This window comes from Vitreoscilla stercoraria DSM 513 (genome assembly GCF_000382305.1).
Lineage (GTDB): Bacteria > Pseudomonadota > Gammaproteobacteria > Burkholderiales > Neisseriaceae > Vitreoscilla > Vitreoscilla stercoraria.
This window is the reverse complement of the sequence record NZ_KB908042.1, coordinates 1-11,463: the sequence shown is the minus strand read 5'-3', so window position 1 is coordinate 11,463 and position 11,463 is coordinate 1. Positions and strand designations below refer to the sequence as shown.

Genomic DNA, 11,463 nt, shown 5'->3' with positions numbered 1-11,463 from the left:
CTGTGAATATAGTCTTTAAAAGGATCCAATTTGCTGGGGCGGGTAGAATGCTGTCGGACAGTCGTTTCGACTGGTTGCAAATACTTCCGCACCGTGTTGCGAGCCAAACCTGTTTCACGGGTAATGGCTTTGATTGACATCCCTTGTTTCCTAAGTACTTTAATGGTCACAACCATCTCCTGAGTTAACATCAAGCGACCCTAAGTAAAGCCGCTAGTTTAAAACAAGGGGGTCAATTTCAAATTGCCGTTAGGGGGTCATTTTTACATTGCCGGTAACATTAGTAAAATGATGCTGACAATGTTGGCGGCAATCGGTGAGTTTGAACGTGAGTTAATTCGTGAGCGCCAGCGAGAAGGAATTGCTTTGGCAAAAGCCAAAGGCAAATACAAAGGCCGTTCGCCTAAATTAAATTCCGAGCAAGTGGAACAATTGAAGCAACGCGTCGCAGCCGGAGAAAGTAAAGCCAGTGTAGCAAAAGCATTTGGGGTTACTAGGATGACGGTTTATTCATATTTGAAGTCAAATCATTAATGCTTGCTAAGACGGCCATGATTGTTTACAATATAGATTGTAATCTATATTTGGTCGCTTTATGTGGACAGTCATCACGACAAATCTGTTTAACGAATGGCTTGATGAGCAAGATGAGTCAACTCAAGAAAAAGTTTTAGCTGGATTGGTAGTATTACAACAGCAAGGCCCGAGTCTTGGAAGACCTTTGGTGGATACTGTATATGGTTCTAAATTCACTAATATGAAAGAACTACGCATTCAACATAAAGGCAAACCATTAAGAGCATTTTTTGCTTTTGATCCGCTAAGGCAAGCGATAGTACTGTGTGTGGGCGATAAGAGCGGTAAAAAACGTTTTTATATTGAGATGATTGCCATTGCCGATGAAGAGTATGAACGTCATCTATCAACTTTAGGAGAACATTGAAATGGCTAAAACCTTAGACGAGTTATTGGCTAGCCGCTCTCCAGAGAGCCAAGCCCGTATTCAAGAAATGGCAGATGAGCTTTTGCTAGCAAACCAACTTTATCTTATTAGAGAAGAACTAGAAATATCTCAAAAACAATTAGCAGAAGCCTTAGGCATTAAACAACCGTCACTCTCGGCGATTGAAAATCGTGGTAATGACCTTAAAATTTCCACCATGAAAAAATATGTTGAGGCAATGGGAGGAAAGCTTCGTATCGATGTTGAACTTCCAACCGGTAAGCATATTGGATTTAATGTTTAGGCAAGAAAAGCCTTCATTAAGGGTAGCTATCCGCTATTGATGAAGGCTTGTTTCTACTAATTCTGCCCATTAAAAATGGGAGGATTACCCAAGCATGGATAGAGGGCGATTAAAAGTTGTTTGGCGATAATATTTTAACGTCCTCTATCCTATCCATCCAAATGTTCAACAGACCCTAGTTTTTTATAGATATTTTTTGTAGCTTTCCAATGGAAGCTGGCAAGCTCCGATTGATAATAGGTGGATTTCAATTCTGTCGATTAAAAATGAGATGATTACCCTCCCTATATGTAACCTGATTTAGTAAACTCTTCAGGAATGAAATCCACACAAGCATTCCAAAACGCATATTTTCGTTGGTGTTTTTCATGTAAAGCAGTAATGTATGCTAGTGTGGAAGGGATTAACTTTTGATGCTCTTCTGATATATACGCCATAAAATCCAACGATTTTTTTAAATCTGATACTGCATATTTATAGTTAGCACTTCTAGCCTGCTTTAGATTATCTTCAACCAATTTACGACGCAAGAATACAGCTGATAATGGATAACCTTGTTGTGCCAAAGTAGTGGACCATTTGCGGACAGTACTCACTTGAAGAAAGTTAAAAATATTTTCGAAACATTTATCATCATTATCGACCATTTTTTCAATCAAGAACGATTCAAAAGCTGACCAATTCTCGATATTCGCTGTAAAACGCAAATAAGAAATGGTACCTCTTTCATAAACTCTTTGATAGAAATATTCAGTATCTAGAGCATTTAAATCAGAGTGATATTTAATGAATTTTCGGTAATATTCACTATCCAAATTTTTACTAAAATATTCTTTGCATAAATTTAAAGCTTTTTCCCTATCGCCATTTTCATATAAAGCATCTACCAAAAGATGTTCTACTTTGAATTGGATATCATAGGGCAGCGCTGTTGATTTAAGCTCTTCTAAGACCAAAACAGCTTCCTCTGTTTTAAACTCATCCAGTAGTAATTGTGCATATTTAAAACAGAAGAAACCGTTATGCAAAAATCGATTTGATTCATAACAATGGGCAAGATATTCTTGATCTCTTAAAATAAAACTGATTTCCAATGCTTCCTGATCATCATGGCCTTTTAAGGTATCACGAATTTTTTGGATAACTTCTCGCGGCACGAACGCTTTATTATTCTGTAATAAATCAGAGGGAAAGTAGTAATCACAATTGGATTTAACCTCAAGATAATGACCAACAAAGTCCACTTGATTGTCTTTTTTATAGGCAGCCCCTAACGCCTTAATCCATACATTTAACAATCCATAGAGGTAATCTTGCCAGCTACCAGAAGATGTATCGTATTTTTCAAATAAATCATCAGCCTCACCAATCATTTTTTCGGTGATCTTAACTGTTTCTAGTGGCAAACCCAAAGCCAGGCTATCCAAAGATCTAACAGTCTTATTTTCTAAATCTAAAAAAAATGCGTGCGACTTCCAATATTCATAATTTCCTTTCTTACGGAATTGCCTCTTATATTCATTTTCGATATTTTTAAGCTTCTCTTCCGGTGACATCAAATAGTTCATAGCCAAATATTGGTTTATTTCCCCATATTTTTCAGATAGATCATGTATTACCCCCAACAATTCATCGACAGTAAATTGACTGAGTTGCTCGATTTGTTTTTTGGTTAATTTTTTGCTCATAATATGACTTAAATGAATATTTGTTGGAATTGACCCAAGCTACATGGAAATCTGAAGCTTGCAATATTTACTGGCTCTGCTATCTTAAGTCAGATACGTTCATGCGCTAGAGCCTTAAACATAAATTGTTTCAAAAATAACAATTTGGTTCTAATTGGGGTCACCTCAGAAAACGGAATTTAAAGTACGTTAGAATCGAGTCGAGGCAGATACCCAACGGTACAAGGTAGGAATGGATAGCTAATCCTCCCATTTTTAATGGTCGGTTCATCATGACCAATTACAACTGCCATTAATGATTTCGTTAGCATATCATGTGCTTTAGTCATTACTCAGATTTTAGTCGGTTGATATTTTTCTGGACGTGTTGACAAATATGCTCACGCAATGCGGCATCAATTGGATAGTGGCTCAAATCATGGTTTAAATTGCTTGCTATCGAAACAGTATGCTCAATTATGCCTTTCGCGGTTGCAAGTTTAATGTCACTGTTTTTGGCCAAATCTAATAAATGTTTGAGTTTAATGTTTTTGCCTTCTCCCATAATATCCATATTGTGTTCGCCATTTAGTCCTGTATTGAAAGACAGGTCATAAGCTGGAGACAATGCCCAATTTCCTACTGAATCCATCATGAATGAAAAATTCTTGCTGTGATCATCACGGTTATGAAACACCACATTGAACACACATTGACGATAGCCTTGGATCACTTCTAGTTCTGAATGGGTTAAGGCGCGGATACAACGTAGTAATTGCGTATAACTAAGTGTTGGTAAACGGAAGTTAGTGTTCAATAAACCTGCTAAAGTGTGAACATGAATACGCATCCCATTGTCACGGTCAAAACGTTTCACACCAAAAGCACCATATCCTGAGCCTAAATCAAAAAACTGTGTGTCAGGCATGTTCAAACCACATTGCTTAGCCAGTTGTGCATATACATGCTCAGCAGCACAGACACTTTGGTTTTCACCACGGGCTGGAAATTTGACCAACCAATCATCACCTGCCGCAGTAGGTAAAGTGCTGACACGGTTGTTGGTAGAATCAAATTTGATTAAAGCTTTAGGGCGTGCACCTTGTGGTGAACCTCCGATAATTAACAAATTCTTCAGCGCTTCAGTATCTTCATCCTCAATCACCACCAAGCTCTCACGGGCTAATGCCAACAAATCCATTTCAGCTTGTTGTTGTGCTATGTCTGCTTCTGGTTCAAATGATAAAGCGCCAATTGCTGATTGACCAATATAAGCCAAGCGTTCCAAGATATTGACATCATAAGGTTGGCGTTGTTGGTATTTTTTAAAGAATCGGTCCATCAACAACATACCCCAACCATCGGGCAAACTGTCAGCAATCAATCCTGGTAAGCCATACTGGCTGGGTTCGTATCCAGAATAAAGCTTCAGCGTTGCAGGTAATTCAAGAGGGGATAAAGGCAAGGGATTTTGAAGCCATTGAGCATGATACTGGAACACGGGTTGTCTCCCATCCATGGCCAATTGTCCCACCAATTGATGCTTACCGTAACCATCATAATAAACATTCAGATGTTTCATGCTTTGCCTTTTCTAGAGGCACGTTGCCGTTGTGATGAGGTTTGAAGATTAATGATTTCTTCAATGGAATTTTTCGCTGGCATCAATAATGACTCCAACTCACGGCTCAAACCTAATGCCATGACAATGCGCAAGAAGTTTTCAAACGTCCCACCCTTACCTTGTTCAAAGCGCTGAATGGTACTGTTGCCTAAGCCAGCTTTACTGGCTAATTCATCTTGGCTCAGATTTTTCAACAGACGTTGCTGTTTCAAGCGCATGCCAAATTCAAGGCATAATTCTGGCGCGGTGTAGAAATCGAATCTTTTTATATTCATATAATTATTCATAATTGATATATTATATATAATAATAAATATTATATAGTCTAATACGAATAATTAAAATAATATTACCTATTAATTTTCAGTTTTCCCCCCCTACTGCTCTTATGCACCACTAACAACAGCTCAGTCATCAAAACTCATCTATTTTTAGACTATACTCAAATGAAAATCTGATTAAATGATAGCAATGCTATCATTTAATTTATTTTTATAGCCAAAAGATACATTTATCATTATACTAATTTAAATTAGTATTAATAATAAAAAATTACCATGATCATTCGTATTTATGTCCGTGCTTCAACCAAAGAACAAGATGCCCAAAGAGCATTGGCTGGTTTAATTCAATTTAGCCAAAATTATGGTTCTGAATATGTCGCTTACATTGAAAATGAAAGTGGCACCAAACTCAATCGTCCCATCTTAAATCAATTGTTAAGTGAATCCCTGCCTGGTGATATTCTAATGATTGAATCCGTTGATCGCTTGTCTCGTTTACAGCAATCTGACTTTGAAATTCTGAAGCAACAAATCAAAGACAAGGGTTTGCGCCTTATCGTGTCAGACTTGCCCACCACTCATATGCAGATTAATAAGCACAACGATACCATTACCACATCACTTTTAGAATTAATCAACAACATGCTGATTGATTTATTGGCTACGATGGCAAGATTGGACAATGAAAAACGCCGAGAACGTATTATTCAAGGTTTGCAACGCTCTGGTTACAAACCAACCGGTAAAAAAGCCAATTTGGCCAAGCACAACCGCATCAAGCAGCTATTGGCAGCCAATAACATGACCAAAGAGGAAATTGCCAAAGCTGTTGATTGTGGTGTTGCGACGGTCTATCGAGTCGCTAAAAGCATGTAATATTACAAAGCTTTTCAAAGTTACATAATAATGAATATAGGCTTAAATATTGTAAATCATTGAAGCCTATAGTTTAATGCGACAAAATAGATAATGCAGGTTGTACGTCTGGTAAACCTTTTTGTGAAGCAAGCCATAAATCATAGTCCGCTTGTTGATGTAACCAACTTTCAGCACTCGGACTATTCTCTCCCAACCAAAGATGCAGTCGTAAAGCCATATCTGCACTGATTGCTGCTTTGCCATTTACTACTCGTGAAAGAGCCACTCGACTGACACCGAGTTGTTTGGCTGCTGCTGTCACGCTTAAGCCCAGTTCAGGCAAAATGTCTTCTTTGATGACTTCTGCTGGATGAGGCGGGTTATACATACGCATAATCACACTCCTTATCAGTGATAATCTTGGTAATCAACAATTTCAGCATGGCCATTTTCAATCTTAAAAGTGACACGCCAATTACCATTTACTTTGACACTCCAGTGATCTTTGAGATTGCCGACTAAAGGATGTAAATCCCATCCAGGAAGATTCATGTCATTTACTTCCTTAGTACTGTTCAATCTTGCCAAAATTCGGCCTAATTTAGGTGCATGTGAAGCTTGTATGCCAGCTTTACTTCCTGTGGTAAAGAACTTTTCCAAACCCTTATGCTTAAAACTTAAAATCATGAGAATGCCCAAATTTTTACTAATTGTATCTCATGGCGATACATTAAGTAAATATTTAAGTTTTTTTAATGCTGGTAGTACCGACTGCCTGAGCAGCATCTACCACTGAATAACCTTGTTTCAACACCAAATCAAACATTTCTTGTTTGAATTCATCTGAATGACGGCGAATGCTCTTTTTTGTCATGATTTTGACCTTTCAAAGAGAATTAGGGCGTGTCCTCCAATAAACAAGCTTGATACATACCCCATCATTCACTCTTAATAAAATAGCGAGTATTTCGCCCACTACCATCAGCTTTAGTCAAACACCCATTGTCTAGCAGTTCAGCCAAATGTCGAGTGGCTGTTGCTTTACTGACTTTGCTTACTTTTTGATATTGCGATGCGCTGATGCCTTCAGGGAAGTCATCCTGACCACCTTCTAATAACCGATTCAATACCTTGATTTGTTCTGGGCGTAATGAATGCATGGCATGTTTTTGCCAAAATAAAGCTCTATGCTGTGTTAAGGCAATTTTGTTTTGCACTTGCTCTAACGCTTCAATAAAGCGTTCCACAAACCATATCAGCCATGGTGTGATATCCAAACCACTTTTCTGCGTTTGCTCCAAGATACGATAGTAATCCGCCCGATGTTCTAAAATGGTGGCGGACATGGCATACAAACGAATGCTTTGCGCATCCATTTGCGTCAAAGCTAAATCAGTTAATGTGCGAGTCAAACGACCATTCCCATCTTCAAATGGATGTAAGGTCACAAACCACAAATGCACCATGCCCGCTCGAATAATTGGATCCAAGCTGGTATCAGTATGACTTTGATTAAACCAACTAATGAATTCATTCAAACGCTGTTCCAAACCCAATCGAGGCGGTGCCTCATAATGTACTGTTGGCGTATCCAAGCGGCCTGAAACCACTTGCATGATTTCATCACCTCTTAAACTACCCACTTTCAAATCAGCATTGAAAATACCCAATGTAGGGAATAACCACGAATGCCATTGCAACAAACGTTCTAAACTTAACTCTCGCTTCGGTTCAGTCAACACATCCATCATGATGTCAGCCAGACCTTCAGAACGTTCGTTGTGAGGATAAGGTTGGTCTTCGCTGATACCCAAACGTCTGGCCAAAGAAGAACGCACCGATTGCGCATTCAAGCGCTCATTTTCAATGGCTGAAGAGGATAAAAGGTTGATTAACAGGGCATCCAACACATGCTGGCCTAAATCTGGACTTTCTTGATAGCGGCCATTGATATAACCGACCAAGCGATGTGCTTTCACAAGCTCGGGCGCGATATCAACTTGATGCCAAGTAAAGTTTGGCCAGTTGGGATACTGCCAAATCCATTGGATCATTTTGATTGCTTTCTTCAAATACAGTGAGCCGATTATATCGCATATTCGGCTCAAAATATGAGCCAAATATTTAATAAATAGATCACCCATTTACAAAGAAGAAAATGTTCCAACATGAAATAAATGTATCAAGCTAATATTAATAAACCATTTTGAATGGCTATTCATCAATATTTTCTTGTAGACTGAAGTGGTTTATTCAATTCACCTATCGCAATGACCACCGACGATTATTACAACCAACATGCTAACGAATTCATCTCCACCACGTTTGCGGTGGAGATGGAACGCTTGTATGAGCCGTTTTTGACAAATTTATCTGAAAACGCTCGTATCTTGGATGTTGGTTGTGGTTCTGGTAGAGACACATTGGCATTCAAACGCCTTGGTTACCAAGTTGAGGCAATCGATTCTTCAGAAGAACTGGTAAAACATGCCTCAGCCCTTACTGGCATCAAGGTGAGGCATCAAAGCTTCTATGATTTAGAAGAGGATGCTGTTTATGATGGCATTTGGGCTTGTGCATCCTTATTGCATTGTGAACGCCCTCGTTTATTCGAAGTGGTACTGAAACTGATTCAGGCTTTGAAGCCCAATGGAGTATTATACATGTCCTTCAAATATGGCAATCAGGATCGAGAGCACAATGGGCGGATGTTTACGGACTTAAATGAAACACAAGCTGAGGCATTGTTACAGCAATACCCAGACATTGCATTGTTGCAACAATGGTTAAGCATCGATCAAAGACCTGAACGCAGCGAAAAATGGCTCAACTTACTGTGGAAAAAACATGGTTAATTCCATTCCCTCTGCCTCTGAGCAACTGCAATTTTTGAAAAACATTCAGCTCCTTTTACAGTCAAGTAGCTTTAGTAGCACTTACAAATTTGCTTTACTCATCAGCCTCAGTCGTTTGGCAATTGAAAAAGGCCAGTCCACTGGTGACAGTCTCACTCTGCAATACCATGAAATAGCCGAAAAGTTTGTGGAATTGTATTGGAAACAAACCGTACCTTATGTGTTTACTGAAGATAGACAACTGATACTGAATCAAAACAATGGCAAACAAGCAGCCATCGTCAAGCGCATGATTGAGTTAAGACAACAATATACTTCATTGGGTTTACTGCGCCGAAACAACATGGTTTGGTCCAAATTGCTTAAAGACGTATCGAAAACGGTCAGCGTTGGAACGATTGCTGAACGATGCCCATTTCAGTCACCATTATTTGGAAGATGAAAGCCCATATTAGCAGGCATTGCTCTTAATGCGACAGAACCTGCCTGAGAAACTGGACAAAAGCCGCGCCAGCCCCTACACTGCCACCTGTCGACTTGACGGCGTGCTTGTGTTGCAAGCTGAGATCGCATCAAAAATGCGGATGCCGTTGAACCTGATCTGGTTAGTACCAGCGTAGGAATCAAGTGACGCAGCTTCTTTATTTCATGTGTTTACAGACCGCTTATGCGCCTTGTGTGTCTGCACATGTCTTGATGTTGCGTGAGCTTGATTCATTCACCACGTTACATAAGGCTAAGTGTATGAATCAACACATTACCATCACGCCGTGCTTGTCTGCGGCCACGGAAACCACCTCCCACCAATTCGCCTTCCCCAACTCACAGAAACACTATGTCATCGTTTCGCAAGCCAATGTCCGTGTGCCCATGCGCGCCATTCATTTGGCCGACACACCTGAACATTTGGGCGGCGGCAAAAACGAACCTGTCTTGGTCTACGACACTTCAGGCGCTTACACCGATCCCGAAGTCAGCATAGACTTGCAACAAGGCTTGCCAGCACTGCGTGCTGCATGGATAGACGCCCGTGGCGACACCGAGCAATTGGATGCACAATCGTCGGCTTACGGCCGCGAACGCTTGGCCAACAATGCCTTGGACGACATTCGCTTTGAACACTTGCGTTTGCCGCGTCGCGCCCAAGCCGGTAAAAACGTCACCCAAATGCACTATGCCAAACAAGGCATCATCACCCCCGAGATGGAATTCATCGCCATCCGTGAAAACATGCACCGTTACCAAGTGCGCGATGCAGTGTTGCAGCAGCAACATGCCGGTCAGCCTTTGGGAGCGCTCATTCCTGCTGACATCACGCCAGAATTTGTGCGCCAAGAAGTGGCTGCCGGTCGCGCCATCATCCCCAATAACATCAACCACCCCGAAACCGAACCGATGATCATCGGGCGCAACTTCTTGGTGAAAGTGAATGCCAACATCGGCAATTCGGCACTGGGCTCGTCCATAGATGAAGAAGTGGCGAAAATGACGTGGGCCACGCGTTGGGGTGCCGATACCATCATGGATTTGTCTACTGGCAAAAACATCCACGAAACGCGCGAATGGATCATCCGTAACGCACCTGTGCCTGTGGGCACGGTGCCGATTTACCAAGCCTTGGAAAAAGTACATGGCGTAGCCGAAGATTTGACATGGGAATTGTTCCGCGACACCTTGATTGAACAGGCCGAACAAGGCGTGGACTATTTCACCATCCACGCCGGCGTGTTGTTGGAATACGTGCCCTTAACCGCCAAACGCTTAACCGGCATTGTCTCACGCGGTGGCTCCATCATGGCGCAGTGGTGTTTGTCGCATGGCAAGCAAAACTTCTTGTACGAGCATTTCGACGACATTTGCGACATCATGAAAACTTACGATGTGGCCTTCAGCTTGGGTGATGGTTTGCGCCCCGGCTGCCTACAAGACGCCAACGATGCGGCGCAATTCAGCGAGTTGCGCACCTTGGGTGAATTGACCCAACGTGCATGGCAACACGATGTGCAAGTGATGGTAGAAGGCCCCGGCCACGTGCCTTTGCACATGATACGCGCCAATATGGACGAGCAATTGGCCACCTGTTTTGAAGCGCCGTTCTACACCTTGGGGCCACTCACCACCGACATCGCTCCCGGTTACGACCACATCACCAGTGCGATTGGTGCTGCCAACATCGCCTGGTATGGCACCGCCATGTTGTGTTATGTCACCCCGAAAGAGCATTTGGGTTTACCGAATAAGCAAGACGTGAAAGACGGTTTGATGGCCTACAAAATTGCCGCCCATGCCGCCGATTTGGCCAAAGGCCACCCCGGTGCGCAAGTGCGTGACAATGCCTTGTCCAAGGCGCGGTTTGAATTCCGTTGGGAAGACCAATTCAATTTGTCGCTAGACCCGGAAACGGCACGCAAAATGCACGATGAAACCTTACCGAAGCAAGCGCAAAAAACGTCACATTATTGCTCTATGTGTGGACCCAAATTTTGCTCGATGAAAATCTCCCAAAACGTGCGCGAATACGCAGCCCAATTGGAAGACTTGATTTAATCAAACAAGCGGCCTGTAAACCAAGCTGCACACACACCCCGCCAACGGCGGCAAGCCGCCATTGATGAATGTTTGATTCTACTGATCCGGCCCATTAAGGGGTCACTTCAGAAAACGGAATTTAAAGTACGTTAAGGCTTAGGTAATTGCTTTAACGGCCTAAACTTGCCCACTCCGATTTTGTTGCTATGCCAGAGGTAATCTCCGGTTAGGTTGATATGTTCCCAGCCTAATGGGGACAGGTATTGCAGCAAAGTATCATCGATATTTTGTCCATGACTGCGTAACGCATTCACAGCCCTTTCTAGGTAGACGGTGTTCCACAACACGATCGCGGCTGTCACTAGATTGAGGCCGCTAGCACAGTAGCATTGCTGTTCA

The 11,463-nt window shown here is 41.8% G+C and carries 16 protein-coding genes and 1 riboswitch; of the genes, 7 read left to right on the top strand and 9 right to left on the bottom strand.

Annotation, left to right across the window (positions count from 1 at the left end; translation table 11 throughout):
• On the bottom strand, positions 1-176 hold a 176-nt coding region (locus tag H150_RS0113060), incomplete at its 3' end, for a helix-turn-helix domain-containing protein (RefSeq protein WP_211206689.1).
• A gap of 67 nt (positions 177-243) precedes the next feature.
• Here H150_RS0113060 and H150_RS15445 point away from each other — a divergent pair.
• The 3 genes from H150_RS15445 to H150_RS0113045 all read left to right on the top strand — a co-directional run bounded on the left by H150_RS15445 (position 244) and on the right by H150_RS0113045 (position 1,247).
• On the top strand, positions 244-534 hold the full coding sequence (locus H150_RS15445) for a helix-turn-helix domain-containing protein (protein ID WP_280520946.1): 291 nt from the start codon (positions 244-246) through the stop codon (positions 532-534).
• A 61-nt stretch (positions 535-595) separates the two neighbouring features.
• Entirely contained in the window at positions 596-943 is a 348-nt protein-coding gene (locus H150_RS0113050; protein WP_019959502.1) for a type II toxin-antitoxin system RelE/ParE family toxin, read from the top strand.
• A gap of 1 nt (position 944) precedes the next feature.
• The gene (locus H150_RS0113045; protein ID WP_019959501.1) at positions 945-1,247 is read left to right on the top strand and encodes a helix-turn-helix domain-containing protein; all 303 of its coding nucleotides are present in this window, start codon (positions 945-947) and stop codon (positions 1,245-1,247) included.
• Between the two features lie 284 nt (positions 1,248-1,531).
• On the opposite strand, the gene H150_RS0113040 is transcribed toward H150_RS0113045, so the two are convergent.
• The 3 genes from H150_RS0113040 to H150_RS0113030 all read right to left on the bottom strand — a co-directional run bounded on the left by H150_RS0113040 (position 1,532) and on the right by H150_RS0113030 (position 4,813).
• Positions 1,532-2,935, bottom strand: a complete 1,404-nt coding sequence (locus H150_RS0113040; RefSeq protein WP_019959500.1) for a DUF6880 family protein — start codon at positions 2,933-2,935, stop codon at positions 1,532-1,534.
• A 328-nt stretch (positions 2,936-3,263) separates the two neighbouring features.
• The gene (locus H150_RS14525; protein WP_019959499.1) at positions 3,264-4,496 is read right to left on the bottom strand and encodes a type II toxin-antitoxin system HipA family toxin; all 1,233 of its coding nucleotides are present in this window, start codon (positions 4,494-4,496) and stop codon (positions 3,264-3,266) included.
• Positions 4,493-4,813, bottom strand: coding sequence for a helix-turn-helix domain-containing protein (locus H150_RS0113030; protein ID WP_040755970.1), 321 nt, complete (start codon positions 4,811-4,813; stop codon positions 4,493-4,495). The genes H150_RS14525 and H150_RS0113030 overlap by 4 nt, the downstream gene beginning before the upstream one ends.
• A gap of 282 nt (positions 4,814-5,095) precedes the next feature.
• Here H150_RS0113030 and H150_RS0113025 point away from each other — a divergent pair, with 282 nt between their 5' ends.
• The gene (locus H150_RS0113025) at positions 5,096-5,698 is read left to right on the top strand and encodes a recombinase family protein (protein WP_019959497.1); all 603 of its coding nucleotides are present in this window, start codon (positions 5,096-5,098) and stop codon (positions 5,696-5,698) included.
• 73 nt (positions 5,699-5,771) lie between these two features.
• Here the strand turns inward: H150_RS0113025 and H150_RS0113020 are convergent, their stop codons facing one another.
• From H150_RS0113020 to H150_RS0113005, 4 genes are all read right to left on the bottom strand, one after another.
• The gene (locus tag H150_RS0113020; RefSeq protein ID WP_019959496.1) at positions 5,772-6,074 is read right to left on the bottom strand and encodes a HigA family addiction module antitoxin; all 303 of its coding nucleotides are present in this window, start codon (positions 6,072-6,074) and stop codon (positions 5,772-5,774) included.
• A gap of 14 nt (positions 6,075-6,088) precedes the next feature.
• On the bottom strand, positions 6,089-6,367 hold the full coding sequence (locus H150_RS0113015; RefSeq protein ID WP_019959495.1) for a type II toxin-antitoxin system RelE/ParE family toxin: 279 nt from the start codon (positions 6,365-6,367) through the stop codon (positions 6,089-6,091).
• Positions 6,368-6,422: 55 nt separating this feature from the next.
• Entirely contained in the window at positions 6,423-6,554 is a 132-nt protein-coding gene (locus H150_RS15245) for a hypothetical protein (RefSeq protein WP_019959494.1), read from the bottom strand.
• Positions 6,555-6,618: 64 nt separating this feature from the next.
• Entirely contained in the window at positions 6,619-7,734 is a 1,116-nt protein-coding gene (locus tag H150_RS0113005; protein WP_019959493.1) for a Fic family protein, read from the bottom strand.
• A 216-nt stretch (positions 7,735-7,950) separates the two neighbouring features.
• Here H150_RS0113005 and H150_RS0113000 point away from each other — a divergent pair, with 216 nt between their 5' ends.
• From H150_RS0113000 to thiC, 3 genes are all read left to right on the top strand, one after another.
• Complete coding sequence (locus H150_RS0113000) at positions 7,951-8,535, top strand: class I SAM-dependent methyltransferase (protein WP_019959492.1); 585 nt, start codon at positions 7,951-7,953, stop codon at positions 8,533-8,535.
• Entirely contained in the window at positions 8,528-8,977 is a 450-nt protein-coding gene (locus H150_RS14520) for a hypothetical protein (protein WP_019959491.1), read from the top strand. Before H150_RS0113000 ends, H150_RS14520 begins: the two co-directional genes overlap by 8 nt.
• A gap of 89 nt (positions 8,978-9,066) precedes the next feature.
• Positions 9,067-9,175, top strand: a riboswitch (TPP riboswitch).
• Between the two features lie 104 nt (positions 9,176-9,279).
• A complete protein-coding gene (gene thiC, locus H150_RS14515) occupies positions 9,280-11,082 on the top strand; it encodes a phosphomethylpyrimidine synthase ThiC (protein ID WP_081619597.1) in 1,803 nt (600 codons plus the stop codon).
• Positions 11,083-11,213: 131 nt separating this feature from the next.
• Here the strand turns inward: thiC and H150_RS14510 are convergent.
• A partial coding sequence (locus H150_RS14510; RefSeq protein WP_019959489.1) for a Tn3 family transposase occupies positions 11,214-11,463 on the bottom strand: 250 nt, incomplete at its 5' end.